The following is a 26,313-nucleotide window of genomic DNA, read 5'->3' as shown; positions in this document are numbered from 1 at the left end:
CGCGGACGCCGGCAAAGGCGTCCGTCTGAGGAGATAGCATGATCGTTCGTCCCGTACGCAGCAGCGATTTACCCGCGCTGATCGACCTGGCCCGCAGCACCGGCACCGGCCTCACCACCTTGCCGGCCAACGAAGAGCGCCTGACCCATCGGGTCGGCTGGGCGGAGAAGACCTTTCGCGGTGAAGCCGAGCGCGGTGATGCGGACTACCTGTTCGTGCTGGAGGACGACAACGGCCGGGTGGTGGGGATTTCCGCCATCGCCGGTGCGGTCGGCCTGCGTGAGCCCTGGTACAACTTCCGGGTGGGCCTGACCGTCAGCGCTTCCCAGGAACTGAACATCTACCGCGAGATCCCGACGCTGTTCCTGGCCAACGACCTGACCGGCAACTCCGAGCTGTGTTCGCTGTTCCTGCATGCCGACTACCGTAACGGCCTCAACGGCCGCATGTTGGCCAAGGCGCGCATGCTGTTCATCGCCGAGTTCCCGCAGCTGTTCGGCAACAAGATCATCGCCGAGATGCGCGGCATGTCCGATGAGCAGGGGCGCTCGCCCTTCTGGGAAAGCCTGGGCCGGCATTTCTTCAAGATGGAATTCAGCCAGGCGGACTACCTCACTGGCGTTGGCAACAAGGCTTTCATCGCCGAGTTGATGCCCAAGTTCCCGCTCTACACCTGCTTTCTTTCCGAGGACGCGCGCAACGTCATCGCCAAGGTCCACACCGACACCGAGCCGGCCCTGGCCATGCTCAAGAGCGAGGGCTTCAGCTACCAGGGTTATGTCGACATCTTCGACGCCGGCCCGGCGGTGGAGTGCGAGACCAGCAAGATCCGCGCGGTGCGCGACAGCCAGGCGCTGGTGTTGGCCATCGGCACCCCGGGCGACGACGCCACGCCATTCCTGATCCACAACCGCAAGCGCGAGGAGTGTCGTATCACCGCGGCGCCTGCGCGCTTCGCCTCGGGCACCCTGGTGGTCGATCCACTGACCGCCAAGCGCCTGCAACTCAACGCCGGCGACCAGGTCCGCGCGGTTCCGCTGTCTGCTTCTCGGGAGTCGAAATAATGAGCACGTTGTACATCGCCGGCCAATGGCTGGCCGGCCAGGGTGAAGCCTTCACCTCCGTCAATCCGGTGACCCAGGAGGTCATCTGGTCCGGCAACGGCGCAACGCCCGCCCAGGTGGATAGCGCGGTGCATGCTGCGCGCCAGGCATTCCCAGCCTGGGCCAAGCGTTCCCTGGAGGAGCGCATCGGCGTGCTCGAAGCCTTCGCTGCCGGCCTCAAGGCCCGTGCCGACGAACTGGCCCGCTGCATTGGCGAGGAAACCGGCAAGCCGTTGTGGGAGGCGACCACGGAAGTGACCAGCATGGTCAACAAGATCGCCATCTCGGTGCAAAGCTACCGTGAGCGCACCGGCGAGAAGAGCGGCCCGCTGGGCGACGCCACCGCCGTGCTGCGACACAAGCCCCATGGCGTGGTGGCGGTGTTCGGCCCCTACAACTTCCCCGGCCACCTGCCCAATGGCCACATAGTGCCGGCGCTGCTGGCGGGTAACAGTGTGCTGTTCAAGCCCAGCGAGCTGACGCCCAAGGTCGCCGAGCTGACGGTCCGGTGCTGGATCGAGGCCGGCCTGCCGGCGGGCGTGCTCAACCTGTTGCAGGGCGCCCGGGAAACCGGGATCGCCTTGGCCGCCAACCCAGGGATCGATGGCCTGTTCTTCACGGGTTCCAGCCGTACCGGCAACCACTTGCACCAGCAGTTCGCCGGGCGTCCGGACAAGATCCTGGCCCTGGAGATGGGGGGTAACAACCCGTTGGTGGTGGACCAGGTCGCGGACCTGGATGCCGCGGTGTACACCATCATCCAGTCCGCCTTCATCTCGGCCGGCCAGCGCTGCACCTGTGCCCGCCGCCTGCTGGTGCCGGCAGGCGCCTGGGGCGACTCGTTGCTGGCGCGCCTGGTGGCGGTCAGCTCGACCATCGAGGTGGGTGCCTTCGACCAGCAACCAGCGCCGTTCATGGGCTCGGTAATCTCCCTGGGCGCCGCCCAGGCACTGCTGGATGCCCAGCGCCAGTTGTTGGCCAACGGCGCCGTGGCCCTGCTGGAAATGACCCAGCTCCAGGCCCAGGCCGCACTGCTGACTCCGGGGATCCTGGATGTCACGGCGGTGGCCGAGCGACCTGACGAGGAGCTGTTCGGGCCGTTGCTGCAAGTGATCCGCTACGCTGATTTCGATGGCGCCATCGCCGAGGCCAACAATACCCAGTACGGCCTGGCGGCCGGTCTGCTGTCGGATTCCGAAGAGCGCTACCAGCAGTTCTGGTTGCAGAGCCGGGCCGGGATCGTCAACTGGAACAAGCAGTTGACCGGTGCTGCCAGCAGCGCGCCATTCGGTGGTGTGGGGGCCTCGGGCAACCATCGGGCCAGCGCCTATTACGCCGCGGATTACTGCGCGTACCCGGTAGCCTCCCTGGAGACTCCGAGCCTGGTCTTGCCCGGAGCGCTGACCCCGGGCGTGCGCCTGGATTGATGAGAAGCCGTGGAGTGCCCCTGGCGCTCCACGGCAGCGGCTGCAAACAGCGGTGGGGCGTCGATGAAGCCGCTGCCGCAGGCTGCGAACGTCTCCTGAAACGGGCGTCGTTGGCCTCAAAGACCTGTACTGATATCGATGCCTATAACAAGCAGATTCGTGGAGCCTCGCTGATGAAATCCTATGAAGTCAATTTTGACGGTCTAGTGGGGCCGACCCATAACTACGGCGGTTTGTCCTACGGCAACGTCGCCTCCCAGAGCAATAGCCAGCAGGGCTCCAATCCTAAAGAAGCGGCGTTGCAGGGCCTGGCGAAGATGAAGGCGCTGATGGACATGGGCTTCCAGCAGGGCGTGCTCGCCCCGCAGGAGCGTCCGGATGTGGCTGCGCTGCGTAGCCTGGGCTTTGCCGGAACGGATGCGCAGGTCATTCAGCAGGCGGCCAAGCAGGCCATGCCGTTGCTGGTCGCCAGTTGCTCGGCTTCGAGCATGTGGGTGGCCAACGCCGCCACCGTGAGCCCGAGTGCCGACACCGCCGATGGCCGTGTGCATTTCACCGCCGCCAACCTCAACTGCAAGTACCACCGCAGCATCGAGCACCCGACCACCAGCCGGGTACTGGGGGCGATGTTCGCCGACCAGAAGCACTTCGCCCACCACGCGGCCTTGCCGGCAGTGGCGCAGTTCGGTGATGAGGGCGCGGCCAACCACACGCGCTTCTGCCGTGACTACGGCCAGGCTGGCGTCGAGTTCTTCGTCTTCGGTCGCAGTGCTTTCGATACGCGCTACCCGGCTCCGCAGAAGTATCCGGCGCGCCAGACCCTGGAGGCGTCCCAGGCCGTGGCCAGGTTGCATGGGCTGGGCGAGGAGGGCGTGGTCTATGCCCAGCAGAACCCGGCAGTGATCGACCAGGGCGTGTTCCATAACGATGTGATCGCCGTGGGTAACGGCGAGGTGCTGTTCTACCACGAGGATGCCTTCCTCCACACCGACACGATGCTTGCCGAGCTGCAGGCCAAGCTGGGCAAGCGCGGCGCCAACTTCCAGGCGATCTGCGTGCCTCGCTCCCAGGTGTCGGTAGAGGACGCGGTACGCTCCTATCTGTTCAACAGCCAGCTGTTGTCTCGTGCCGATGGCAGCATGTTGCTGATCGTGCCTGAAGAGTGCCGCAGCAACGAGCGGGTCTGGCAATACCTGCAAAACCTCACCAGCTCAGGCGGCGTGATCCGCGAGGTGAAGGTCTTCGATCTCAAGCAGAGCATGCAGAACGGCGGTGGCCCGGCGTGCCTGCGCCTGCGCGTGGCGCTCAACGAAACCGAGTTGGCGGCGGTCAACCCTGGCGTGATCATGACCGCGCCGCTGTACGAGACCCTGACCCAATGGGTTGGCAAGCATTACCGCGATCGTCTGGCCGAAAGCGACTTGGCGGACCCGCAACTGCTGGTCGAGTGCCGGACGGCATTGGATGAGTTGACGCAAATCCTTAAACTGGGCGCGGTTTATCCTTTCCAGATCAATTGACAGCCCGCACCCGGACGATCCGGGTGCGGTGCTTCACCCCAGACGAGAACCGACCCATGAGCGATACCCTGCAACTGATCCTTGAAGATGCCGAAGGCGCCCAGCAGGAAACTTCCTGCACCCGTTTTGCGGTGTTGTGGCAAGGCAAGGAAGTGTGGATCCAGCAGGACGGCCGTGGCCAGTTGCTGATTGGCGTGGATGTGGAGGAGGGCGACGAGGAGTACGCCAGCCTGCTGCTGCGTCCACTGGCGACCAACCTGGTCAGCCTGCAGTTGGAAATGGAGCCGGCCGACGCTGGCGACGACGATCACGTACACGGCCCTGGCTGCGGCCACGCTCACTAAGGAACGCGCTCTATGCTCGCCCTCGGCAAACTGCTTGAACTGACCCTCGCCGGCCGTGAACCGGCAGAGAAGACTCAACTGACTGTCGACGGCGTGCGCATGCGCTGGCTGAGCGAGGGGGCGCTGGAAGTGCGCCCCCCCGAGGCGCGCGACAACGGGCTGGACCTGTTGTTGTCCGCCGGCATCCACGGCAACGAGACCGCTCCCATCGAGTTGCTCGACCGCCTGTTGCATGACATCGCCCGGGGCGACCTGAAGCCCCGCGCCCGTATCCTGTTCCTGTTCGGCAATCCCGAGGCCATGCGCCGCGGCGAGCGTTTCGTCGAGCAGGATGTCAATCGACTGTTCAACGGCCGGCATGAGTTGAGCAGTGGTAATGAGGCCTTGCGCGCCTGTGAGCTGGAGCGCCTGGCGGCGAGTTTCTTCAGCGTGCCGGGGCGCGAGCGCCTGCACTACGACCTGCATACGGCCATTCGCGGTTCGAAGATCGAGCAGTTCGCCCTGTACCCATGGAAGGACGGGCGCCAGCATTCGCGTCGCGAACTGGCGCGCCTGCGGGCCTGCGGCATGGAGGCGGTGCTGTTGCAGAACAAGCCGTCGATCGTTTTCAGCGCCTACACCTACGATCAACTGGGCGCCGAGTCCTTCACCCTGGAGCTGGGCAAGGCCCGGCCGTTCGGGCAGAACCAGGGGGTCAATGTCGAGCGCCTGGAAACCCGGCTCAAGCAACTGATCGAGGGCAGCGAGCCGCCCGCAGAGCAGGACAGCCTCGAAGGATTGAAGTTGTTCAGTGTCTCTCGGGAAGTGATCAAGCACAGCGACAGCTTCCAACTGCACTTGCCAGCGGACGTGGAGAACTTTTCCGAATTGGAGATGGGTTACCTGCTGGCCGAGGACATTGCCCAGACCCGCTGGGTCATCGAGGAGAAGGGCGCGAGGATCATTTTCCCCAACCCCAAGGTCAAGAATGGCCTGCGTGCCGGGATCCTGATCGTGCCGGCCACGGCCGATGGCCTGAGCTGATACTGCAAGCCAACAAGGCAGCCCGCCGTGGCGGGCTGCCTTGTTGCAGTCCTTACACTGCGACTGCGCGTTGTTCGTTACGGCGCAGGGCGCGAGTCTTGTTCAGGGTGTCGGCGCAGGTGATGGCCGCCTCCCGACCCTTGACCACGAAGTGTTCGAAGAAGAACTTCTGGTGTTCTTCGCCCGCATGGAAATGATGCGGGGTCAGCACCACCGAGAACACCGGCACTTCGGTTTCCAATTGCACCTGCATCAGCCCGTTGATCACCGCCTGGCCGACGAAGTCGTGGCGGTAGAGGCCGCCGTCCACCACCAGGCCGGCCGCGACGATCCCGGTATAGCGACCGGACTTGGCCAGCAGCTTGGCTTGCAGCGGGATCTCGAAGGCGCCACCGACCTCGAAGAAGTCGATGTCGCTTTCCTGGTAGCCCTGGGCAAGCATTTCGGTGAGGAAGCCCTGGCGGCTCTGATCGACGATTTCCTTGTGCCAGCAAGCCTGGACAAAGGCGACGCGCTCGTTGGGATGGTGTTTGCTTTTGCTATCGATAGCAGAGAGTTGCATCTGTTCTGACTCCTGTTTGTATGAAAAACAGGGCATGCATGAATCGAATGGGATTCAAGGGTGCGCGCAGGGCCCGCGTGGATTACCCACGACGGTTCGGCAGCGGCCCTTCGGTGCTAATCCCGTTCTCTCTTCATCCGGACTATGACCGTCGGCCCCGGGATCACACCGGGTCTGCTGACCTTGTCATCACCTGCAGGCAAGCTGCCGATGGTGCCAAGCGCTCGCGGGCTATGCACATTGCGTGCAATTACCGCCGGTGGGGAATTACACCCCGCCCTGAGAACGTATGCCCGTGGCTTTGGCCCGGGCGGTGGATTTTTAACACAGTCTGCCCAGGAAAACATCGTACCTTTGGGTTCTTGTCAGATTTTTCCTGCTCAGGATCAGTTTTTTCTAAAGTTGTTGCTTGATTATTCGGGGGTGAGACGGCAGTAATTCATGTCCGAAAGGGAATTCCCTGTCTTAACCGGGCCCGAGGGGCCAGCAGCGAGGCCAGATGTGATGAGCGTGATCGATCTTCGTAGTGACACCGTGACCCAGCCGACTCCCGGCATGCTCGATGCCATGGCCAGCGCCCGCACCGGGGACGACGTGTACGGCGAGGATCCGACGGTCAACCAGCTGGAAGCCGAGCTGGCCAGGCGCCTGGGGTTCGCTGCGGCGCTGTTCGTGCCTTCCGGCACGATGAGCAATCTGTTGGCGCTGATGGCTCATTGCGAGCGTGGCGACGAATACATCGTCGGGCAGCAAGCCCACACCTACAAATACGAGGGCGGTGGCGCGGCGGTGCTGGGCTCGATCCAGCCGCAACCACTGGAGGTCCAGGCCGATGGTTCGCTGGACCTGGGCCAGGTGGCAGCGGCGATCAAGCCCGATGACTTCCATTTCGCCCGTACTCGCCTGCTGGCGCTGGAAAACACCATGCAGGGCAAGGTCCTGCCGCTGGGTTATCTGGCCCAGGCGCGCGCATTCAGTCGCGAGCACGGCTTGGCCCTGCACTTGGATGGCGCGCGCTTGTATAACGCAGCCGTGAAGCTGGGGGTGGAGGCCCGCGCCATTACCGAGCACTTCGATTCGGTATCGGTATGCCTGTCAAAAGGGTTGGGGGCGCCGGTCGGGTCGGTGCTTTGCGGTTCCAGCGAGCTGATTGGCAAGGCCCGGCGCCTGCGCAAGATGGTCGGTGGCGGCATGCGTCAGGCTGGAGGGCTGGCGGCCGCGGGCTTGTATGCCCTGGATCATCAGGTGCAGCGTTTGGCGGACGACCACGCCAACGCGCAGTTGTTGGCCGAAGCCTTGCGCGCGGCGGGTTACAGCGTCGAGCCGGTGCAGACCAATATGATCTATGTGCAGTTGGGTGAGCGGGCCGAGGCCCTCAAGGCCTTTGCGGGTGAGCGGGGTGTGCGTCTGAGCGCCGCACCAAGGATGCGCCTGGTGACTCATCTGGACGTCGAGCGTGGGCAAATCGACCAAGTGGTGAGCACTTTTGCCGAGTTTTCTCGCAAGTGACAGTGTTCTCCGTCCAATTGACTGTTTGTATCGTACAAACACACTGTACCAAGTGATTAACGCCGATATAATGCGGCCCTTTGCCGTCGTTTCGTCTGTTGACGTTGCGCACAGGCCTTTGGCCGCAGTCTCCGTGGAAGAACCTAATGAAAAGCGCAGAAATCCGTGAAGCCTTCCTCCGCTTCTTCGAAGAGCAGGGCCACACCCGTGTAGCCTCCAGCTCCTTGATCCCAGGCAACGACCCAACCTTGCTGTTCACCAACGCGGGGATGAACCAGTTCAAGGACTGCTTCCTGGGCCAGGAAAAGCGCGCCTATACCCGCGCTGTCAGCAGCCAGAAGTGCGTCCGCGCCGGTGGCAAGCACAACGACCTGGAAAACGTCGGTTATACCGCACGTCACCACACCTTCTTCGAAATGCTGGGCAACTTCAGCTTCGGCGACTATTTCAAGCGTGACGCCATCACCTTCGCCTGGACCTTCCTGACTTCCGAGAAGTGGCTGAACCTGCCGAAGGAAAAACTCTGGGTCACTGTCTACGCCACCGACGACGAGGCCTACGACATCTGGACCCAGGAAGTCGGGGTTCCGGCCGAGCGTATGGTGCGCATTGGCGACAACAAAGGCGCGCCTTACGCCTCCGACAACTTCTGGACCATGGGCGACACCGGTCCTTGCGGCCCTTGCACCGAGATCTTCTACGATCACGGCGCCGATATCTGGGGCGGCCCACCCGGCTCGCCGGAAGAAGACGGCGACCGCTACATCGAGATCTGGAACAACGTCTTCATGCAGTTCAACCGCACCGCCGACGGCGTGCTGCACCCGCTGCCAGCGCCGTCGGTGGATACCGGCATGGGCCTGGAGCGCGTCAGTGCCGTACTGCAGCACGTGCATTCGAACTACGAGATCGACCTGTTCCAGAACCTGCTGGCCGCAGCGGCCAAGGCGATCGGTTGCAGCAACGACGGCCAGGCCTCGCTGAAAGTCGTGGCCGACCACATCCGCTCCTGCGGTTTCCTGATCGCCGATGGCGTGCTGCCTTCCAACGAAGGTCGCGGCTATGTGCTGCGTCGGATCATTCGCCGTGCGTGCCGCCATGGCAACAAGCTGGGCGCCAAGGGCAGCTTCTTCTACCAGATCGTTGCTGCGCTGGTGGCCGAGATGGGCGAGGCCTTCCCCGAGCTCAAGAGCCAGCAGGCGCATATCGAGCGTGTGCTCAAGGCCGAAGAAGAGCAGTTCGCCAAGACCCTGGAGCAGGGCCTGAAGATCCTCGAGCAGGATCTGGCCGAGCTCAAGGGCAGCGTGGTTCCGGGTGACGTGGTGTTCAAGCTCTATGACACCTACGGTTTCCCCATGGACCTGACGGGTGACATCGCCCGTGAGCGTAACCTGACCCTGGACGAGGAAGGTTTCGAGCGCGAGATGGAAGGCCAGCGTGTACGCGCTCGCTCCGCCAGTTCCTTCGGCATGGACTACAACAGCCTGGTCAAGGTCGATGTGGCCACCGAGTTCACCGGTTATCACGCCACCAGCGGCTCGGCCAAGGTGGTTGCTCTCTATAAGGAAGGGCAATCGGTCGAGGTGCTGGGCGAAGGCGAGGAGGGCGTGGTGATCCTCGACCAGACCCCGTTCTACGCTGAGTCCGGTGGCCAGATCGGTGACTGCGGGTTCCTGGCAGCCGGTGGCGCGCGTTTCGATGTACGCGACACCACCAAGACCGGTGGTGCTTTCCTGCATCACGGCGTACTGGTCAAGGGCAGCCTGAGCGTTGGCGCCTCGGTTGAAACCCAGGTCGACGCCGACGTGCGTCATGCCACTTCGCTGAACCACTCGGCTACCCACTTGCTGCACGCGGCCTTGCGCCAGGTGTTGGGCGAGCATGTGCAGCAGAAGGGCTCGCTGGTGGACAGCCAGCGCCTGCGTTTCGACTTCAGCCACTTCGAAGCGATCAAGCCGGAGCAGATCAAGGCGTTGGAAGACATCGTCAACGCCCAGATCCGCAAGAACACCGCGGTGGAAACCGAAGAGACCGACATCGACACCGCCAAGAAGAAGGGCGCCATGGCGCTGTTCGGCGAGAAGTATGGCGATAGCGTGCGCGTGCTGAGCATGGGCGGCGACTTCTCGGTCGAGCTGTGTGGCGGTATCCACGCCAATCGTACCGGCGACATCGGCCTGTTGAAGATCACCAGCGAAGGTGGTGTGGCTGCCGGTGTTCGGCGTATCGAGGCGGTCACCGGTGCTGCGGCCCTGGCCTACCTCAATGCGGGCGAAGAGCAACTCAAGGAAGCGGCGGTCCTGGTTAAGGGCAGCCGTGACAACCTGATCGACAAGCTGGCGGCGGTGCTTGAGCGCAACCGCCTGCTGGAGAAACAGCTGGAGCAACTGCAAGCCAAGGCGGCAGCGGCTGCCGGTGATGACCTGTCTTCCCAGGCGGCCGACATCAAAGGCGTAAAAGTACTGGCGGCACGGCTCGACGGCCAGGATGGCAAGGCGCTGCTGGCGTTGGTGGATCAGTTGAAAAACAAACTCGGTCGCGCAGTGATCCTGCTCGGCAGTGTCCATGAGGAAAAGGTCGTACTGGTTGCTGGCGTGACCAAGGACCTGACTGGCCAACTCAAAGCCGGTGATTTGATGAAACAAGCCGCTGCTGCGGTGGGCGGTAAGGGCGGTGGTCGTCCAGACATGGCACAGGGTGGTGGTGTGGATGCCGCTGCTCTGGATGCCGCGTTGGCCCTGACCGTGCCATTTGTCGAACAGGGCATTTAAGGCTCCGAGCGGGCTTCGTCGTCTAGTGGCGAGGCCCGCGCTGTGCAGTTTTATTGTTTAACGGGCGCCCCTTGACGGGCTGAGGCGGCTTAGAAAATGGCTTTGATCGTACAGAAATTTGGAGGCACTTCGGTCGGCTCTATCGAGCGGATCGAGCAGGTTGCCGACAAGGTGAAGAAGTTCCGCGAAGCTGGCGACGACCTGGTGATTGTGCTGTCGGCGATGAGTGGCGAAACCAACCGCCTGATCGATCTGGCCAAGCAGATCAGTGGTGAATTCCAGCCGGTTCCCCGTGAGCTGGATGTGATCGTGTCCACGGGTGAGCAGGTGACCATCGCGTTGTTGGCCATGGCCTTGATCAAGCGTGGTATCCCGGCGGTGTCCTACACCGGCAACCAGGTCCGCATCCTGACTGATAGCGCTCACAATAAAGCGCGAATCCTACAGATCGATGATCAGAAGATTCGTGGCGACCTGAAGGCTGGTCGTGTGGTTGTCGTTGCCGGGTTCCAGGGTGTTGACGAGCACGGCAACATTACAACCCTGGGCCGTGGTGGCTCCGATACCACGGGTGTGGCGCTAGCCGCGGCCTTGAAGGCTGACGAGTGCCAGATCTACACCGATGTGGATGGCGTCTACACCACTGACCCGCGGGTGGTTGCCCGGGCCCAGCGCCTGGACAAGATCACCTTCGAGGAAATGCTGGAGATGGCCAGCCTCGGTTCCAAGGTGCTGCAGATCCGTGCGGTCGAGTTTGCCGGTAAGTACAACGTTCCGCTGCGCGTGTTGCACAGCTTCCAAGAGGGTCCGGGCACCCTCATTACTATTGATGAAGAGGAATCCATGGAACAGCCGATCATTTCCGGCATCGCTTTTAATCGCGATGAAGCCAAGCTGACTATCCGTGGCGTGCCAGACAACCCTGGCGTGGCCTTCAAGATCCTTGGCCCCATCAGTGCAGGGAACATCGAAGTCGACATGATCGTGCAGAACGTTTCGCACGATAACACCACCGATTTCACCTTCACTGTGCATCGCAACGACTATCTGGCCGCACAGAATGTGCTGGAGAACACCGCGCGTGAAATCGGCGCACGGGAAGTGGTCGGCGATACCGACATCGCCAAGGTCTCGATCGTGGGTGTCGGCATGCGCTCCCATGCGGGCGTGGCCAGCCGGATGTTCGAAGCGCTGGCCAAGGAGAGCATCAATATCCAGATGATCTCCACCTCCGAAATCAAGGTTTCGGTCGTGATCGAAGAGAAATACCTGGAGCTGGCGGTACGTGCCCTGCACACCGCGTTCGAGCTCGACGCGCCAGCCCGACAGGGCGAGTGATGCGTGTTTGAAAGGGGCGCGGTCTGACCGCGCCCTTTGTGTTTTTGATCGGCGTGGAAGAAAGCTGTTCTTTCGTCCACGCTAGTCAATACTTAGGCGTGTAGGACTACTGCCGACCAGGTTGTAGGCCGACACCCTTTTTTTTGCAGACTGTAGTCCCTGAAATGTAATGCGTGAGGAGAAAGGTATGCTGATTCTGACTCGTCGGTGCGCAGAAAGCTTGATCATTGGTGATGGCGAAATCACCGTGACGGTGCTCGGCGTCAAAGGTAATCAAGTGCGTATTGGTGTCAACGCCCCCAAAGAAGTGGCGGTTCACCGCGAGGAAATCTACCTGCGGATAAAGAAAGAGAAGGACGAAGAACCAAGCCATTAATTTTTCTCGTTTTTTTTGTTTGCAAACGGGGAGAAAGGTGGTTAATATACGCCCCGTGTTGCGGAGAGCTGGCCGAGTGGCCGAAGGCGCTCCCCTGCTAAGGGAGTACACCTCAAAAGGGTGTCGGGGGTTCGAATCCCCCGTTCTCCGCCATTATTTGCTTAGCACGTCGTAATCTGGCTTCTTCTGTAAGTTATTGAATTTACTAGAAAAAGTGCTTAACAAAATGATTTGACGGGCTATAATGCGCGGCAACATATGCACTCGTAGCTCAGCTGGATAGAGTACTCGGCTACGAACCGAGCGGTCACAGGTTCGAATCCTGTCGAGTGCACCATTTAAGAGTTAGTTGTAGCGATATGAATAACTCGGTTTCAACCAGTTGTGGTCTGGTCTAAAAGCACAAATGCACTCGTAGCTCAGCTGGATAGAGTACTCGGCTACGAACCGAGCGGTCACAGGTTCGAATCCTGTCGAGTGCACCATTTAAGAGTTAGTTGTAGCGATATGAATAACTCGGTTTCAACCAGTTGTGGTCTGGTCTAAAAGCACAAATGCACTCGTAGCTCAGCTGGATAGAGTACTCGGCTACGAACCGAGCGGTCACAGGTTCGAATCCTGTCGAGTGCACCATATATCAAAAAGCCCGTATCGAAAGATACGGGCTTTTTGTTTTTAGCGATTTTTATCTTCTCTCTTTCTTCTTCGTTCGTCTGGAACGGCTGGTCCCGTGTGCAGTCGAATCCCCTGTGCGCCAATGCGCCACAGGCTTTTTTCTCTCGGTGTGTGTTTTCTTTTTTCGCCGAAGCGTCGCAGTTTCGTAGATTCGGGCTCTGCTCAGGTTTATGTCGCAAGCGCTTGTTCTTGCCGTGATTTTTTAGCGTCTAAAACCGCCAGGCGGTGTATGATTGCGCCCGTCAGCCCCGCCGGGGCTTGTGGAATATCTCCATGGACTTACCCAGTAGTTACTCAGTATCTCGTTTTCACAATCATGAACTGACTGATTGATCCTTCCGGCGTGCTCCTCTGCTGGGAGTGGAGTTCGCCTATGACCGAAGTAGAAGTAAAGAAAACGCAGGAAAGCCTGCAGGACCGCCTGGCTCAGGTCGTTGAGCTACTGCAGCGCCAGCGAGTGGTCGAAGACCTGACGCATCGTCAGGAAGGCCACCATCATGATCGGGTGGAAAACCTGGTCCATCGGCAGAATCTGGTCGAGTTGCAGCGCAAGCTCGATGACCTGCACTCCGCCGACGTCGCCTATATCCTCGAAGCCTTGCCTCTGGAAGAGCGTCTGACCGTCTGGCAGTTGGTCAAGGCCGAGCGTGACGGCGACATCCTTCTCGAAGTATCCGACTCCGTACGTGAAACCCTGATCGCCGACATGGACGATCATGAGCTCCTGGCTGCGGCCAAGGAGATGGACGCCGACGAACTTGCTGACCTGGCTCCCGAGCTGCCGCGAGACGTTGTCCATGAGCTGATGGAGGCTCTTGACGGGCAGCAGCGTGAGCGCGTTCGTTCTGCGTTGTCCTATGACGAAGAGCAAGTCGGCGCATTGATGGACTTCGAGATGGTGACCATCCGCGAGGATGTCAGCCTTGAAGTGGTCCTGCGTTACCTGCGGCGCCTGAAGGAGCTACCCGGCCATACTGACAAGTTGTTCGTCGTGGACTACGACGGTGTGCTCAAGGGTGTGCTACCGATCAAGCGACTGTTGGTCAATGACCCTGAAAAGCAGGTCGCAGAAGTCATGGCCAGCGATCCGGTGAGTTTTCATCCCGATGAAGATGCCTATGACGCTGCCCAGGCATTCGAGCGTTATGACCTTATTTCGGCACCGGTGGTCGATAAGAACGACAAGCTGATTGGACGTTTGACCATCGATGAAATGGTCGACCTGATCCGCGAGGAGAGCGAGAGCGAAGTCCTCAGCATGGCCGGTCTGCGTGAAGAGGAAGACATCTTCGCGTCGGTGTGGAAGTCCTTGCGCAACCGTTGGGCCTGGTTGGCGATCAACCTGATTACGGCATTCCTGGCATCTAGGGTGATTGGCCTGTTCGAGGGCTCCATCGAGAAGCTGGTGGCGCTGGCGGCGCTGATGCCCATTGTTGCCGGGATAGGCGGCAACTCGGGTAACCAGACCATCACCATGATTGTGCGGGCGATGGCCTTGGATCAGGTGAGCACTGGTAATACCTCGCGGCTGATGCGCAAGGAACTGGCGGTAGCCTTGATCAACGGCCTCATCTGGGGTGGGGTGATCGGTGCCGTGGCCTACATGCTCTATGGAAGCTGGTCCCTAGGGAAACTCTGAAAAAGACTTTCTGATTTGGCAAAATACCGCGACCCCACCCACCGAGTTTCCCGATGAAGCAGATGACCTTCGCCGACGCCGAGTACGCTGGCAAGCGCAAGCAAACCCGCAAGGAGTTGTTCCTGATCGAGATGGATCGGGTGGTGCCGTGGAAGGGCTTGATTGCTTTGATCGAGCCACATTATCCGAAAGGTGAAGGTGGCCGTCCGGCCTACCCGTTGATGGCGATGCTGCGTGTGCATCTGCTGCAGAACTGGTTCGGCTACAGCGATCCAGCGATGGAGGAAGCGCTGTACGAAACCACGATCCTGCGCCAGTTTGCCGGGCTGAACCTGGAGCGCATCCCCGACGAAACCACCATTCTCAACTTCCGCCGCTTGCTGGAGAAACACGAGCTGGCGGCCGGCATCCTCGCTGTCATCAATGGCTATCTGGGCGACCGCGGCCTGTCGCTGCGCCAGGGCACCATCGTCGATGCAACGCTGATCAATGCGCCCAGTTCGACCAAGAACAAGGACGGCAAGCGCGACCCGGAAATGCACCAGACCAAGAAGGGAAACCAGTATTATTTTGGCATGAAGGCCCACATCGGCGCCGATGACGAATCGGGTCTGGTGCACAGCGTAGTGGGCACGGCGGCCAATGTGGCGGATGTCACCCAGGTGGACAAATTGCTGCATGGCGACGAAAACGTGGTCTGCGCCGATGCAGGCTACACCGGTGTCGAAAAGCGGCCCGAGCATGAAGGACGTGAAGTTATCTGGCAGGTGGCGGCACGCCGCAGCACCTACAAAAAACTCGATAAGCGCAGCGTGCTGTACAAAGCCAAGCGCAAGATTGAAAAGGCCAAGGCTCAGGTGCGCGCCAAGGTCGAGCATCCGTTCCGGGTAATCAAGCGCCAGTTCGGTTACACCAAGGTGCGCTTTCGCGGCTTGGCCAAAAACACGGCGCAACTGGTGACACTGTTCGCTCTGTCGAACCTGTGGATGGCGCGCCGACATTTACTGACGAATGCAGGAGAGGTGCGCCTGTAATGCGGGAAATGGCCACCGGAGTGGGGTCCGGGTGGCGAAAACGTAAGAAATACTCGTCGAATTGATTGTTTTTTGATCATTTGGCGAGTTTAAAAGTTGCGCTAGGTGGTATGCCGGGGAAATACATGGCTACTTCAGACCATCCCTAGGGGTGGTCATGACGGCCGCCATGACCTTGAACCTGTTGCTGGCGGCCCTCATGGGGGTATTGATCCCTATGACCCTGGCGCGCCTGGGGCGTGATCCAGCGATGGGCGCCAGTGTGATGATCACCGCTATGACCGACAGTGGTGGCTTTTTCATTTTCCTTGGCCTGGCGACCATCTTCCTGCTCTAAACCCATTTGCATGCCGGTTTTCTATCGAAGCGCCTTGATGGCGCTTCGTTGTTTTTGCGGGCAAAAAAAAGCCAGCTATTAGGCTGGCTTGAGTGTTCTGGGTGAAATCAGGTGGCGTCTGCGGCCATTTCGGCGTCATGGGCGATCAGCGAGACCAAGGCGTTCTGCTGGCGATGTGAGAGTTGGCGGAAGCGTTGAAGCAGTTCGCGTTCATGCAAGGACAGTTCGGGGCTGTCCAGGCGCATGCTTAGCTCTTCACCCAAGGCGCCTTCCTGAATAAGACTCTGTTCCAGGCGCGCGATGATTTCGGAGTTCATGCTGCGATGATGGTTGCGAGCCACCTCGGCAATGCGTTCACGCATCCCGTCGGGCAGACGTACGACGAACTTGTCAGCCGTACGGCTGGAATAAATTGCCTGTTTCAATGGGCGCATATATTTAACCGGTTAGTTCAGGGGAGCGGTTCTCGGAATTGGCCGCGGGCTGTTTTTTAGGACAAGCCTGATTGCCAAATGTTCAACCTGAATTGTTAAGAGGCCCGCATCATGCCTCAAGCTCGCCAGATCATTGGCGCCAATTCTGTGACAAATATTGAACTGGATAAAGGCGTTATGCCAGCACCAATTATCAGAAATGCGGACTGGTTTGAAAAGATCGCTGATCCGCGTTGTTGGCCGCATTCTCTCTTCCTGCGAGAGCGCTGATGCACTAGCGAAGGTGCACGCGATGCGGGTGAGCATCATAATCCCTACCTGTTAGAGGATAGTGGCAAATGGCCGATTTACTAGTGGCACTGCTCGGGGATGCGTTCCATGCCAGGTAGACTCATTTATTTGATGGGACCTTCGGGAGCTGGCAAAGATACTCTGATCGATGCGGCCAAGCCGTCATTGAGGGAGTTGGGTTGCGAGGTCGCAAGACGGGTCATTACGCGTTCAGCCGAGTCGGTGGGAGAGGACGCTCACGAAGTCTCGGTCGAGGAATTCGAGCGGCAGGCGGCACGCGGAGATTTCGCCTTGTCATGGCGAGCCAATGGCTTGGGTTATGGGATTCCAGCTCAGATCGATCAATGGCTGGCTCAAGGACGCCATGTCTTGGTCAACGGTTCACGAGGGTACCTGTCCCAGGCCCGGCAACGCTATCCAGACCTGATTGCGATCGTTCTGACGGTGAACACAGAGGTATTGCGCCAGCGCTTGCTGCGCAGGGCCAGGGAAGACCTGTCGGAGATCGAGAATCGCCTGCGGCGCAATGAGCAATTCGCCGATTCAGCCTGGTTGGAGGAGCAGCAGGTAGTACGCCTGGATAACTCCGCGCAATTGCAGGACACCCTGCAGTATCTACTGGAGATACTGCGCCAGCATGGGATCAGCGCAGTACCGGATCGAACTTGATCTTGCGTCCGGCAAGCAATGCAACCAGCGACGAGCAGAAGAACAAGCCGCAGGCGGCCAAGGAAATGTGGCTGAGCGTTTCCTCGGGCAATGCCATGGCGGCAATGCCACTGAGGAGCGTCAGGATAAGCAGGCTTTTCGCTGCGGTGGACATAAATGGCTTCCGATATCGTGGTCTTAGAACGCCCAGTGTTGTGTAGGCCCTGGAGCCTGCTGCAGAGGCTGTCCTGTAGCAATCCGGGTCACATCCCCAGGTTCTACCTGAGTCTTGAGGATGGCCAATCGTGGGGCTAGGCGTTGGCCGTAATGGGTAGAGGAGAGGGGGCTGGAGACTGCATCGTCGGGTTGAAAGTGAAAGGCCACCAATATGGCGATGGCTGTCGCATTCAGGAGAAACAGGACGCTGTTCATGGGCACCATCTCTAGGCTGCTTGTTCCGGGGAATAAAGCAGGCCGCGTGCCAGAAGTCTACAGGTCGTCAAACCCCATAAAAACAACAAGTTATATGTGGATTACGGTAGCGACGAATTGCACTTTGCAATAATGGCTTTTTGCAGTGATGCAATTTGCACGATGATGGGCTGCCGATTGCTCTTGCGTCTTGGTGTTTCCTGTAAAAAGCCCTACACACGACATGACAAATACGGCGTTGGTCGTTAACATGCACGCCGTCCTTTGTGCCGTATCAGGCACTTACCTCCGGGTCTCAGTAGCTCAATTGGATAGAGCATCCCCCTCCTAAGGGGAAGGTTGGCAGTTCGAACCTGCCCTGGGACACCATCTCCCTCTCCGTATCCATAACAGTGCATTGCCTTATCCGGGCAACGGGTACCCTGATTGCAGATCAAGGCCCGTGCAGAGCTGTTTGCGTTGTTCTCAAGTCATTCGCCACAAGATGAACAAACGTCCAAGCATGTAGGTGAAAACCATCATCGTCAGAACCCAGAATCGTTCGGCCGGCAGGCTGGAGCTGGTTTGGATCAGGACGGTAATCAGTGGGGCTATGTGGGACACGGTGCAACCTCCATTTTTCTGTGGGCATGAAAAAGCCCCAGGGCATCGTCTGTACCTGGGGCTTTCATCGTGAGAGCTTGGGATTTATCTAGAGTGCAACTTAAATCCTCGGCTTGTGTGTCTCACGTGTGAGACTGCCCATAGTGAGGGTTTTCCCGATCCTCACTCGGTTGCCGGGCTGAATGCCGGCAAGCCCTGCCACGCCACTGCTGCCCAGGCCCCACCGTCGGCCGCGAGCAAGTGCTTGAGGCTTTCCTCGTTGAAGGTGCTCCCCAGGGCGTCTGCCCTGAAGGCGGCCACCCATTGCCGGCGCCCCTGCATGAAGGCCTGTCCGAAGTCTTCCCAGCTGTCGAAGCAGTCCTGGGCCCGCTGGGCGTTGAGCAACATGATGCGCCAGCCGCTGTCGGCCTCCAGCCAGCCCATCAGCGTTGCGCAACGGGCGAAGAATGCGCTGCGCACGCAGGCGAAGGCAACGGCGGCTCGTGGATCGTCGCTGGGGTTCAGGCCATGCAGGTCGATACGAAACCACTGGCGTTCCAAGGTGGAGTTCAGGTGGTTGCGAACTTCATCGTCGCTGGCATTGCTGCGAAAGCCGATCTGGTGGAGCAACGGAGCCCTGAGGGTGTCCTTGGCCTGATCGGCGAAATAGGTGGTCTCGGGATCGAAGAAACCGGTCATGCCGGTGGCATCCACCATGGGTTGCGCCAGTGTCAGGGCCCAGCGCTTGCGTGGGGTGAAGACCATCAGGGAGGTGGGGCTGGAGCGGCGGCGCAAGTAACCCCAGACCAGCCAGGCGCCGAATAGGAGGCCGATGACTGTCAGCATGATTTCCCCCGCTGCCTGCTGGCTTGCCAGGTGCAAATGGACTCGGCCTGGGCTGGAGACATGTCTTTCCATGGCACGCCTTCGGTGCGATACAACGGGTCCTCCAGGCGGGGCTGCGGCCAAGGGCTTTTCTTGTAGACATGCCGGATGGCGTAGCGCACAGCCGGAGCCTCGGGTTCGTTTTCCAGCAACAGGTCGCACTGGCGAGCCGCCACCAGCCACTGGACCATGGGCGAGGGCGAGTCCAGTCGCGAGAACAGCTGTGGGTAGCGCGATACCAGGCGTGTCTGGGCTTCGGGCTCACTGACTTCTTCGATGTGCAGCCACCCGGTTTCGGTGCGCACGATTCCGATCGCGATGCAGTCGTCCGGCGTCTGTTGGTCGGTACCTAGGGTATTGAGGAACGCCAGCAGGTCATGGAAGTAGCGCTCGACAGGTGGACGGTTCTGCTTGCCCTTGACCTGCTCCACGGTCAGTGCGCCGCTGCCCTGGACAATCAGGCTGACCGTGATATGGGGCTGGCCCTGGGCATCGCGCAGGCTGAAGACCCGCATGCCCTGTTGCTCAACGGCCTCGGCGTAGCGCTCGCCATAGCCACCGGTCAAGGCTCGGCGGTTGGCGAACTGCCCCAGGCAGTGGCGCATCACATAGCTTTCAAACGCCATCTCGGCCCGTAGCAGTGGGCTGTCGCTGCGCATTTCCACCCAGGTGTGCTCGGCGCAGGTCACCGTGACCTGCAAGGCATCGGCTGAACTCTGGCGCCAGCCCTGGTCGACCCGGGCTGCCATTTGCGCATGTTCCTTCTCCCACAGCGCCAGGGCTTGGGGGCAGTTGATGCGGTCGAGCTTGCCCTCCAGGGCCGTGCCCTTGCGCGACACCAGGAACTCCACCAGCCGGGCCTCTTGTGCCAGCAGCTGGGGTTGTGCCGGGTCGATCCATACCAGGGGCGCCACGTTGGTGGAGGCATCCGCTTCCTGGGCCTTGGCGGCACTGAAGTGTCCGGCTACCCAGGCCGGTAGCCCAGCGCTCCCCAGGGCCTGGGCAGCGTCATCCAGGTTGTGGATGCTCCGTGCCGGCTCAAAGTTGCCAGCCAGGTGCCGGTAGAAGTGGTTGAGCAGCCAGCCTTGCACGGCGGCGTCGTCTTCCCGGGCCTGGCTGCGTTGCTTGATGCCACGCTTGAGTTCATCGGCATTGAGCAGGTTGCGCGCTGCGTAGCTGGAGTTGCGCTTGTCGGTGGCTACTTCCATAGCTGCCACCAGCTCTTCTTGGTGGCAGGGGCGGCAGGCGCCTGCAGCTCGGCCACGATCGACTCGATCCGGGCGCGGCATTGCACGTCGTACTCTTTGCTCGGGTCGCAAAGGGCCAGGGTCCGGGCGCAATACTCGAGGGCTTCTTCAGTGCGCCCACGAGCCTTGAAGTAGTCCACCGAACAGGACATCACCGACACCTCGTTCATTTCCAGTACGCAGGGCTCATAGCGCTGCCACAGGCTGTCGGCGTTGTCAGGGTGGGTGGGGGCCAGGTAGCGCGCCAGCTTGATCCGGTCGAACAGCGCCGAGGAGTCCAACTGTTGATCGCTGATCTCCTGGGCTTGCTGCCAGTTGAGCAGGCGTTCCAGCCAGATGAGGATTTCACTGTCGCGGTCCAGCGAGTACAGGGCGTAGGCCACCGAGACGATGTAGCTCTCCGGATTGTGACGGCTGTAGCCGTAGTCCATCGAGAAATGCCACAGCTGCTCCGCGGCTTCGGCGATGCCCGGGTAGTCGTCCATCGCGATGCGGGCGCTGAGCACTCCGTTGAAGTGCTCGGCGAAGGAGCTGGCGGCAATGCCTCGCTGGTGCAGTTCGATGGCATCTGCGTAGCGCTGTTGTTCGTTGTAGCAACGGTAGTTGATCGCCAGGTTGTTGCAGAGCATCGAGTACAGGTGGGCACAGCCATCGAACGGGTGGCCACTGCCGGTGGCGAAGTAGCGCTCCATGTGGGCCTGGCCTTGTTCATAAGCGTCTTTCTGGGCATCGCGCAGCAGTGAGTAGGCTTCGTCGCGAGCCTCGCCAGGCAGTTTGTCGGCCTCCGGCTCCGCCAGTTCCTCCATGGTCAGCGCGTAGTTGTAGGCGTAATTGCCGCTGGCCAGCTCCGGCCGGTGTTGCTTGAGCGCTTCGATGACACCCAGCTTGCGCACCAACGCCACGAACAGGGCATAGGCACTGCGATTATCGTGCAGGCGACCGGCCTGGGTTGCCTGTTGCAGCAGCTCGACCTCAGTGGCCGCGTCGATCAGATTACGGTCGGCGTCGTGTACGGCGGCCAGGCGCTTGATCCAGGGCTGTTCGGGGTTGCGCCGCAGCGCCTCGGCCCGGGCTTCGTCGAACAACCGATCGAGCTGCTCCAGGTCATCGACTGCGGCATACAGGGCGGCCAGCAGCGGTGTGGTCGCCGGCTCCTCCTGGGCGATTGGCGGCAGTGCGTCGAGGAATATCTGCAACAGCTCGCTGGTGACACAGGCGCGCATGATGCAAATCGGCCACCAGGCGTTGTGGTCTTCCGGGTCCTTGAGGCGCTCGAGCACCAGGCGCGCCACCGGCGGCCACATCTCCGACTGGCGGTCGTAGATATCCAGGAACGCACGATGGCCAGCTTCCTCCAGGCGTCCGGCTTCCTGCAGCCAGGGCAGCTCATACTCGATGAAGCTGTTGCCACCGCCGCTATCCAGGCTCATCGCTGCGACATGACAGATCTTCAGGGCACCGTTCAGGTCGCCCTGGGCGTGCAGAGAACGGGCCGCCAGGCGTGCGATGCGTACGTCCCACTCGCGGCGCCGGGGTTGCGACAGGCCGGCCGTGAGCTGGGCGATCGGTTGCTCGAACAGGGCCAGGCGCAGCGGGATGATTTCGATCAGCGAGTTGCCCAGCCACAGCCAGTCACCTTCGTCGATATCCTGATCGGGGCTGGCGTTGCGGATGACGTTGATCGCGTCCAGGGCTGCGGCGCGGGCTTCTTCGTCACGCTCATGGCGCGCCAGTGCCAGGGCGCGGCGTCGATGCCGGTCGGCGTCGTCCCGGGCTCGCAGGGCAGCGCGTTCGGGGTTGATCAGGGCCAGCGCATAGCGCACTTCGACGGTCTTGAGTGCGACTTCGAGGCTGCCCAGTTCCAGCTGGTCGAAGATCCGGTAGCGCCGGTAGTACTCGACATCGAAGTCCAGGGTCTGCGTGGCCATCTGGTTGAGTTTTTCCAGCACTTGCAGCAGTGCCGGTTCGTCATCCAGGTAGTTGGCGACCTGCAGACGCAGGATATCCAGGTTGATCTGCAACTCGTCGCGTGCTGCGTCCCCTGAGGCTTGCAGCAGGGCGTCGCCGTCCCGGTCGATGACGGCTCGGGCGGCAACCGAGTCGCCGGCCTGCATCCACAAGGTGTGCAGGCGAGCGATGGAGCCCAGGGAGTCGGCGAATAGAGGCTGTGCTTGCAACTGAGCCAGCAGGGTATCGGTTTCCTGCTCTTGCTGTTGCGCTTCGAGGCGGTCCATGAACTGTTCCAGTTCAATACCGGTAATCACACTGCTGTCCTGCGCCATCGTTAACTCCATTGAATAATGCTGTGTGCATCCATTGATGCATCGTCCGGCAGACCGACTCGCCTATGTCGCTGAGGCCCTCCTCGGGTGCCTACCGACTCTTCGGCGCCTGGCCTGCAAGCTCTGGCCGCTGACGATCGGTGTGTCGCGACCGGGTGGGGGAGGCGACAAGAACGATCGGGGCTTCGAGGCGCTGCACGCTATCAGGTGATGTTACAGAAATCCAAGATTTCCCAGGCTGGCCAAGACCATTTTCCCGGTGTTTTTATCGGCGCTGGCCAAATCGCAACATGCACTGGCCAAGGCGCAATAAATGCAATCGATCGCCTATAAGGGAATGCTCGGTCCGGCCGATAACCTGCGATGGACAATTGTGTTCCCAAGCGGCGACCTGCATCACAGGCCAGCCGCAAAGTGCTTGATAGCCTTCAGCCAGCCGCTATTATCTGCGCGCCGAGGGGCTGTGAAGCCGGGTGGGCCCTGGCGTCTTTGGATTGATCTTCTTAATTGCCTGGAATCTTCGATGCTGGCGTACCACCAAAAGAGCTTTTTGATCGTCGATGATTTCTCGGACTACCGCAGCTCGGTGCGTTCGATGTTGCGGGAGCTGGGCGTCAAGGACGTGGATACCGCCGACTCGGGGGAGCAGGCCCTGCGCATGTGCGCGCAGAAACGCTATGACTTCATCTTGCAGGACTACCACCTGGGCGACGGCAAGAAAAACGGCCAGCAGGTGCTCGAAGACCTGATGATGGAAAAGCTCATCAGCCATGAGAGCGTATTCCTCATGGTCACTGCCGAAAGTAGCCAGGCCATGGTGCTCAGCGCCCTGGAGCACGAACCTGATGCCTACCTGACCAAACCCTTCAACCGCTCCGGCCTGGCCCAGCGCTTGGAGCGACTGCAACAACGCAAGGCTTTGCTCAAGCCGATCCTCCAGGCGTTGGACCGGGGCAAGCCGGTGGAAGTGCTTAACGCCTGCGTCACCCTGTGCAAGCAAGATCCGCGTTATGCGCCGCTGTGCCTGCGCTACCGGGCCGACGCCTTGCGCGACATGAACCAGAACGAGCCGCTGGAGCGCCTGTACAACAGCATCCTGGCGGATCGGCCGCTGCCCTGGGCCTATGTCGGCCTGGGTCGCTTGCTGTTCAAGCGTGGCCAGGTCACCGAGGCCAAGGCGGTGTATGAGAAGGCGCTGAAGACTTTCCCGATGATGCCGGGCCTATATGACGGCCTGGCCGATGTGCTGGTGGCCGAAGGCGATACCAAGCGCGCGCAGAACGTGCTCGAGGAAGCGGTGCGCTTGTCGCCGCTGGCCCCTCGGCGCCAGGCGTTGCTGGGCAAGCTGGCCATGGCCAACGAAGACTTCGACAGCGCCTCCAGGGCGTATCGCCAGGCGGTCAGCCAGGGGGCGCAATCGCGTTTCAAGGACCCGGAAAGCAACCTGGGCCTGGCCCATGCGCTGATCAGCAAGGGCAGTGAGCGCGGCCTGGATACCCGTACCCGGCTGGAGATCAACCAGACGCTGAGCGCTGTGGCCAAGGAAAACCCCACCGATCCTGGCTTGCAGATCCGCGCGCGGCTGATGAAGGCCACCAGCTTGCTGCTCAATGATGCCGAGACCGCCGACAAGCTCACCGAACAGGCCTTGCAGCGGCTCGAAGGCATGGAGCAGTTCATGAGCCCTGAAGCGGCGCTGCTGGTGGCCAAGCAGTTGCAGATGCTGGGGCAGGCCAGTGCTGGTGCTTCGATGCTCAAGAACTGTGCGGAAATCTACGGTGACGATCCGAAAGTCATGCAGAACATTGCCAAGCTGACCGACGACCCGACTATCCTCAGTTCTTCCAATGCGGCGGCCGATATCAACCGCCAGGGCGTGCGCAGCTACAAGGCCGGCAACCTGGCCGAGGCCCGGGAGCTGTTCCGCAAGGCCCTGGCCATGCAACCCAAGAACATCAGTATTGCCCTGAACATGGCGCAGTCGCTGTTGCATGGTGCCGACGCCAACCCGGATGCGGCGCTCCTGGAGGAATGCCAGGCGTGCCTGAAAATGGTCGGCATGATGCCCGATACCGACGCGCGTTATCCGCGCTACCAGAAGCTGCGAAGCAAGGCGTTTGGCGAATGATCGAAAAGCAACAGGCGCTCGACTTTTCCACGGTGATCGCCTCCACCGTACATGACATGAAGAACTCCCTGGCCATGCTGATGCAGGCCCATTCCCAATGGCTGGCGCGTCTGCCAGCCGAGCAGTTGCCTGCCGAACAGGGAGTGATCGACTATGAGTTCGCGCACCTCAACGGCATGCTGGTGCAGCTGTTGGGGCTGTACAAGCTGGGGGTCAATCAACTGCCGTTGCAGCCGGCCTACCATGAATTGGACGACTTCATCGAAGCGCAGCTGGTGAGTCACCAGGAAGTGTTCAAGAGCCGCGGGATCTCTGCCACCTATGAGGTCGATCCGCTGAGCCCCCTGGGTTTCTTCGATCGTGAGCTGATCGCCTCGGTATTGGCCAACTGCATCAACAACTCGATCCGGCATGCTCGCCATGCGCTCTTGATCAGTGTCAGCGACGAAGAAGGCCAGGTGGTGCTGTCGATCAACGACGATGGCGAAGGCTACCCCCAGGCGATGATCGAGCGGCAGGCCGAGTACATGCAGGGCATCAATCAAAGCAGTGGCAGTACCGGCCTGGGGCTGTATTTTGCCGGGCGCATCGCTGAGCTGCACCAGCGCAATGGCGTTTGCGGGCATACCCGGATCAGCAATGGTGGTCCGTTGGGTGGTGGCTTGTTCAAGCTCTACCTGCCCTGACCCTCGCTCAGCCGCTGTTGGCGGTTGCCCAGCTGTTGTCCAGCCAGCTCCAGGCAATCCAGGAAGGTGGCCAGTGCCGTCCGTGGTTCTTGGCCCTGGCGGGTAATGCAATGGAAGCTCGAGCGATACGCCAGGCGCTCAGGTAGCAGGGCGCGCAATTGGCCTTGGGCCACCCAGTTGGCGGCATAGTGGCTGGGCAGGTAGCCCAGGTAGGCCGTGGAGAAGATCAGGGTGGCAATGGCTTCCATGCTGTAGGCATTGATGGCCTGGTTGAAGTGCAGGTCGTGGGGACGCTGGTTTTCCGCCATGTAGCCCCGGCCGACATAGTCCGCGGCGCAAATGTGTTCCAGGCTCAGTTGCGCATCATGGCAGGCGAATAGCGGATGTCCTTTGGCGCAGTACAGGTTCTGTTCCTCATCGAACAGCGGCTGGTAGTTCAAGCCCGACAGTTGATGGTGGAACGCTCCGATGGCCAGGTGCAGGCGCTCATCGAGTACCGCTTGTTCCAGTTCGTCGGGACGCATCAGGTGCAGGTTCGGGCGCACCTGTGGCAGGCGTTGGCGCAGGTGTTTTAGGGCCAGGGGAAGCGGAGCGCAGGGCAGGCTGATCAGGCTGTCGACGCTGCCTATCTGCAAGTGTTCGCGTGCGTTGGGCGCAAGTCGGTTGGCGTGTTGGCGAAAGCGCTCGATATCGGCGAACAGCAATTGTGTCGCCTCGAACAATTCCTGGCCCTGGTCGGTCAGTTGGAAGCCGCTGCTGCCTCGCCGGCACACGGAATAGCCCAGGCGCTCCTCGAGATCACGAACCACGACGCTCAGTCGCGACAGGCTGGTGTTGAGCCTGGCCTGGGCAGCCGTAAAGCCCCCGGCTTCGACGATGGCGCAGAATACCCGCAGCATCCGCAGGTCGATGTCGGCAAGATTCCCCAGCATGTGGGCCTCCAGCGGCCTGGCTCACAATCACCGACCGAGCCTACTCCATTGTTTGAATGAGCGGACGTTCGTGCCTGGCGCCGGTCGTGAATACGCAGGTATTGGCGG

22 protein-coding genes, 5 tRNA genes, 2 pseudogenes and 1 riboswitch are annotated in these 26,313 nt (G+C 60.7%); of the genes and pseudogenes, 22 read left to right on the top strand and 7 right to left on the bottom strand.

All coding sequences use genetic code 11. The features are described from left to right. Positions 1–38 precede the first annotated feature (38 nt). The 5 genes from astA to astE all read left to right on the top strand — a co-directional run bounded on the left by astA (position 39) and on the right by astE (position 5,417). Positions 39–1,064, top strand: coding sequence for an arginine N-succinyltransferase (astA, locus tag ATY02_RS27515; RefSeq protein ID WP_068579392.1), 1,026 nt, complete (start codon positions 39–41; stop codon positions 1,062–1,064). Further along, positions 1,061–2,530, top strand: coding sequence for a succinylglutamate-semialdehyde dehydrogenase (astD, locus tag ATY02_RS27510; RefSeq protein ID WP_164823756.1), 1,470 nt, complete (start codon positions 1,061–1,063; stop codon positions 2,528–2,530). Before astA ends, astD begins: the two co-directional genes overlap by 4 nt. A 173-nt stretch (positions 2,531–2,703) precedes the next feature. Next, positions 2,704–4,050, top strand: coding sequence for an N-succinylarginine dihydrolase (gene astB, locus ATY02_RS27505; RefSeq protein WP_068579502.1), 1,347 nt, complete (start codon positions 2,704–2,706; stop codon positions 4,048–4,050). A 56-nt stretch (positions 4,051–4,106) separates the two neighbouring features. Then, positions 4,107–4,394 (top strand): hypothetical protein, encoded by a 288-nt coding sequence (locus ATY02_RS27500; protein WP_022640322.1) that lies wholly within the window; start codon positions 4,107–4,109, stop codon positions 4,392–4,394. A gap of 12 nt (positions 4,395–4,406) precedes the next feature. Further along, complete coding sequence (astE, locus tag ATY02_RS27495) at positions 4,407–5,417, top strand: succinylglutamate desuccinylase (protein WP_068579386.1); 1,011 nt, start codon at positions 4,407–4,409, stop codon at positions 5,415–5,417. Positions 5,418–5,469: 52 nt separating this feature from the next. On the opposite strand, the gene ATY02_RS27490 is transcribed toward astE, so the two are convergent. Continuing rightward, a complete protein-coding gene (locus ATY02_RS27490; protein ID WP_068579381.1) occupies positions 5,470–5,979 on the bottom strand; it encodes a 6,7-dimethyl-8-ribityllumazine synthase in 510 nt (169 codons plus the stop codon). Between the two features lie 120 nt (positions 5,980–6,099). After that, a riboswitch (FMN riboswitch) is annotated at positions 6,100–6,270 on the bottom strand. Positions 6,271–6,483: 213 nt separating this feature from the next. Here ATY02_RS27490 and ltaE point away from each other — a divergent pair. From ltaE to ATY02_RS27435, 11 genes and pseudogenes are all read left to right on the top strand, one after another. Next, positions 6,484–7,488, top strand: coding sequence for a low-specificity L-threonine aldolase (gene ltaE, locus ATY02_RS27485; protein WP_068579379.1), 1,005 nt, complete (start codon positions 6,484–6,486; stop codon positions 7,486–7,488). A gap of 146 nt (positions 7,489–7,634) precedes the next feature. Next, positions 7,635–10,259: an alanine--tRNA ligase gene (alaS, locus tag ATY02_RS27480; RefSeq protein ID WP_068579376.1), complete on the top strand. Its 2,625-nt coding sequence runs from the start codon at positions 7,635–7,637 to the stop codon at positions 10,257–10,259. Between the two features lie 96 nt (positions 10,260–10,355). After that, on the top strand, positions 10,356–11,597 hold the full coding sequence (locus ATY02_RS27475; protein WP_068579374.1) for an aspartate kinase: 1,242 nt from the start codon (positions 10,356–10,358) through the stop codon (positions 11,595–11,597). Positions 11,598–11,784: 187 nt separating this feature from the next. Next, positions 11,785–11,973 carry a carbon storage regulator CsrA gene (gene csrA / locus ATY02_RS27470; RefSeq protein ID WP_002554426.1) on the top strand — a complete coding sequence of 63 codons (189 nt, stop codon included), beginning with the start codon at positions 11,785–11,787 and terminating at the stop codon, positions 11,971–11,973. Positions 11,974–12,035: 62 nt separating this feature from the next. Continuing rightward, a tRNA-Ser gene (locus tag ATY02_RS27465) sits at positions 12,036–12,126 on the top strand. A gap of 107 nt (positions 12,127–12,233) precedes the next feature. Next, positions 12,234–12,310: transfer RNA gene (locus ATY02_RS27460), tRNA-Arg, on the top strand. 71 nt (positions 12,311–12,381) lie between these two features. Continuing rightward, positions 12,382–12,458 (top strand) — tRNA-Arg (locus ATY02_RS27455). Between the two features lie 71 nt (positions 12,459–12,529). Beyond that, a tRNA-Arg gene (locus ATY02_RS27450) sits at positions 12,530–12,606 on the top strand. A 415-nt stretch (positions 12,607–13,021) separates the two neighbouring features. Beyond that, positions 13,022–14,278, top strand: a pseudogene (gene mgtE / locus ATY02_RS27445) (magnesium transporter); the annotation flags it as partial. A 62-nt stretch (positions 14,279–14,340) separates the two neighbouring features. Then, on the top strand, positions 14,341–15,321 hold the full coding sequence (locus tag ATY02_RS27440) for an IS5-like element IS1384 family transposase (RefSeq protein ID WP_010466230.1): 981 nt from the start codon (positions 14,341–14,343) through the stop codon (positions 15,319–15,321). Positions 15,322–15,466: 145 nt separating this feature from the next. Further along, positions 15,467–15,658, top strand: a pseudogene (locus ATY02_RS27435) (magnesium transporter); the annotation flags it as partial. A gap of 107 nt (positions 15,659–15,765) precedes the next feature. On the opposite strand, the gene ATY02_RS27430 reads toward ATY02_RS27435, so the two are convergent. Further along, a complete protein-coding gene (locus tag ATY02_RS27430) occupies positions 15,766–16,092 on the bottom strand; it encodes an Arc family DNA-binding protein (protein ID WP_003204761.1) in 327 nt (108 codons plus the stop codon). 111 nt (positions 16,093–16,203) lie between these two features. Between ATY02_RS27430 and ATY02_RS27425 the strand changes: the two genes are divergently transcribed. After that, complete coding sequence (locus tag ATY02_RS27425; RefSeq protein ID WP_164823720.1) at positions 16,204–16,362, top strand: hypothetical protein; 159 nt, start codon at positions 16,204–16,206, stop codon at positions 16,360–16,362. Between the two features lie 108 nt (positions 16,363–16,470). Continuing rightward, positions 16,471–17,052, top strand: coding sequence for a phosphonate metabolism protein/1,5-bisphosphokinase (PRPP-forming) PhnN (phnN, locus tag ATY02_RS27420; protein WP_068584661.1), 582 nt, complete (start codon positions 16,471–16,473; stop codon positions 17,050–17,052). Here the strand turns inward: phnN and ATY02_RS27415 are convergent. Next, positions 17,027–17,206: a PA3371 family protein gene (locus ATY02_RS27415; RefSeq protein ID WP_068584658.1), complete on the bottom strand. Its 180-nt coding sequence runs from the start codon at positions 17,204–17,206 to the stop codon at positions 17,027–17,029. The genes phnN and ATY02_RS27415 overlap by 26 nt on opposite strands. A 549-nt stretch (positions 17,207–17,755) precedes the next feature. On the opposite strand from ATY02_RS27415, the gene ATY02_RS27410 reads away from it, so the two are divergent. Both ATY02_RS27410 and ATY02_RS27405 read left to right on the top strand, forming a co-directional pair. Beyond that, positions 17,756–17,832 (top strand) — tRNA-Arg (locus ATY02_RS27410). 57 nt (positions 17,833–17,889) lie between these two features. Continuing rightward, a complete protein-coding gene (locus ATY02_RS27405) occupies positions 17,890–18,096 on the top strand; it encodes a hypothetical protein (protein ID WP_141698135.1) in 207 nt (68 codons plus the stop codon). 132 nt (positions 18,097–18,228) lie between these two features. On the opposite strand, the gene ATY02_RS27400 is transcribed toward ATY02_RS27405, so the two are convergent. The 3 genes from ATY02_RS27400 to ATY02_RS27390 are packed head-to-tail and all read right to left on the bottom strand — an operon-like array spanning position 18,229 to position 22,459. Then, on the bottom strand, positions 18,229–18,891 hold the full coding sequence (locus ATY02_RS27400; protein ID WP_068584653.1) for a DUF1266 domain-containing protein: 663 nt from the start codon (positions 18,889–18,891) through the stop codon (positions 18,229–18,231). After that, positions 18,885–20,138 carry a hypothetical protein gene (locus ATY02_RS27395; RefSeq protein WP_068584649.1) on the bottom strand — a complete coding sequence of 418 codons (1,254 nt, stop codon included), beginning with the start codon at positions 20,136–20,138 and terminating at the stop codon, positions 18,885–18,887. The genes ATY02_RS27400 and ATY02_RS27395 overlap by 7 nt, the downstream gene beginning before the upstream one ends. Beyond that, positions 20,129–22,459 carry a hypothetical protein gene (locus ATY02_RS27390; RefSeq protein WP_068584646.1) on the bottom strand — a complete coding sequence of 777 codons (2,331 nt, stop codon included), beginning with the start codon at positions 22,457–22,459 and terminating at the stop codon, positions 20,129–20,131. Before ATY02_RS27390 ends, ATY02_RS27395 begins: the two co-directional genes overlap by 10 nt. A 523-nt stretch (positions 22,460–22,982) precedes the next feature. Between ATY02_RS27390 and ATY02_RS27385 the strand changes: the two genes are divergently transcribed. Together ATY02_RS27385 and ATY02_RS27380 are read left to right on the top strand one after the other, a co-directional pair. Then, positions 22,983–24,587, top strand: a complete 1,605-nt coding sequence (locus ATY02_RS27385; protein ID WP_068584643.1) for a tetratricopeptide repeat-containing response regulator — start codon at positions 22,983–22,985, stop codon at positions 24,585–24,587. Then, positions 24,584–25,273: a sensor histidine kinase gene (locus ATY02_RS27380; protein ID WP_068584635.1), complete on the top strand. Its 690-nt coding sequence runs from the start codon at positions 24,584–24,586 to the stop codon at positions 25,271–25,273. Before ATY02_RS27385 ends, ATY02_RS27380 begins: the two co-directional genes overlap by 4 nt. On the opposite strand, the gene ATY02_RS27375 is transcribed toward ATY02_RS27380, so the two are convergent. Beyond that, on the bottom strand, positions 25,261–26,205 hold the full coding sequence (locus tag ATY02_RS27375; RefSeq protein WP_068584632.1) for a LysR family transcriptional regulator: 945 nt from the start codon (positions 26,203–26,205) through the stop codon (positions 25,261–25,263). The two genes, ATY02_RS27380 and ATY02_RS27375, sit on opposite strands and share 13 nt — an antisense overlap. Between the last annotated feature and the right edge of the window lie 108 nt (positions 26,206–26,313).

It is taken from the genome of Pseudomonas sp. BIOMIG1BAC (assembly GCF_001705995.2).
Classification (GTDB): domain Bacteria; phylum Pseudomonadota; class Gammaproteobacteria; order Pseudomonadales; family Pseudomonadaceae; genus Aquipseudomonas; species Aquipseudomonas sessilinigenes.
This window is presented reverse-complemented; position numbering and strand designations above follow the sequence as displayed.

Excerpts from the sequence above, each read along its gene's own strand:
- ATY02_RS27415 (WP_068584658.1), bottom strand. The coding sequence starts at position 17,206 with ATGTCCACCGCAGCGAAAAGCCTGCTTATCCTGACGCTCCTCAGTGGC.
- ATY02_RS27430 (WP_003204761.1), bottom strand. The coding sequence starts at position 16,092 with ATGCGCCCATTGAAACAGGCAATTTATTCCAGCCGTACGGCTGACAAG.
- astA (WP_068579392.1), top strand. The coding sequence starts at position 39 with ATGATCGTTCGTCCCGTACGCAGCAGCGATTTACCCGCGCTGATCGAC.
- ATY02_RS27395 (WP_068584649.1), bottom strand. The coding sequence starts at position 20,138 with ATGGAAGTAGCCACCGACAAGCGCAACTCCAGCTACGCAGCGCGCAAC.
- ATY02_RS27390 (WP_068584646.1), bottom strand. The coding sequence starts at position 22,459 with ATGGCGCAGGACAGCAGTGTGATTACCGGTATTGAACTGGAACAGTTC.
- ATY02_RS27425 (WP_164823720.1), top strand. The coding sequence starts at position 16,204 with ATGCCTCAAGCTCGCCAGATCATTGGCGCCAATTCTGTGACAAATATT.
- ATY02_RS27500 (WP_022640322.1), top strand. The coding sequence starts at position 4,107 with ATGAGCGATACCCTGCAACTGATCCTTGAAGATGCCGAAGGCGCCCAG.
- ATY02_RS27490 (WP_068579381.1), bottom strand. The coding sequence starts at position 5,979 with ATGCAACTCTCTGCTATCGATAGCAAAAGCAAACACCATCCCAACGAG.
- ltaE (WP_068579379.1), top strand. The coding sequence starts at position 6,484 with ATGAGCGTGATCGATCTTCGTAGTGACACCGTGACCCAGCCGACTCCC.
- csrA (WP_002554426.1), top strand. The coding sequence starts at position 11,785 with ATGCTGATTCTGACTCGTCGGTGCGCAGAAAGCTTGATCATTGGTGAT.
- ATY02_RS27375 (WP_068584632.1), bottom strand. The coding sequence starts at position 26,205 with ATGCTGGGGAATCTTGCCGACATCGACCTGCGGATGCTGCGGGTATTC.
- ATY02_RS27475 (WP_068579374.1), top strand. The coding sequence starts at position 10,356 with ATGGCTTTGATCGTACAGAAATTTGGAGGCACTTCGGTCGGCTCTATC.
- phnN (WP_068584661.1), top strand. The coding sequence starts at position 16,471 with ATGCCAGGTAGACTCATTTATTTGATGGGACCTTCGGGAGCTGGCAAA.
- alaS (WP_068579376.1), top strand. The coding sequence starts at position 7,635 with ATGAAAAGCGCAGAAATCCGTGAAGCCTTCCTCCGCTTCTTCGAAGAG.
- ATY02_RS27400 (WP_068584653.1), bottom strand. The coding sequence starts at position 18,891 with ATGCTGACAGTCATCGGCCTCCTATTCGGCGCCTGGCTGGTCTGGGGT.
- astB (WP_068579502.1), top strand. The coding sequence starts at position 2,704 with ATGAAATCCTATGAAGTCAATTTTGACGGTCTAGTGGGGCCGACCCAT.
- ATY02_RS27440 (WP_010466230.1), top strand. The coding sequence starts at position 14,341 with ATGAAGCAGATGACCTTCGCCGACGCCGAGTACGCTGGCAAGCGCAAG.
- ATY02_RS27380 (WP_068584635.1), top strand. The coding sequence starts at position 24,584 with ATGATCGAAAAGCAACAGGCGCTCGACTTTTCCACGGTGATCGCCTCC.
- ATY02_RS27385 (WP_068584643.1), top strand. The coding sequence starts at position 22,983 with ATGCTGGCGTACCACCAAAAGAGCTTTTTGATCGTCGATGATTTCTCG.
- astE (WP_068579386.1), top strand. The coding sequence starts at position 4,407 with ATGCTCGCCCTCGGCAAACTGCTTGAACTGACCCTCGCCGGCCGTGAA.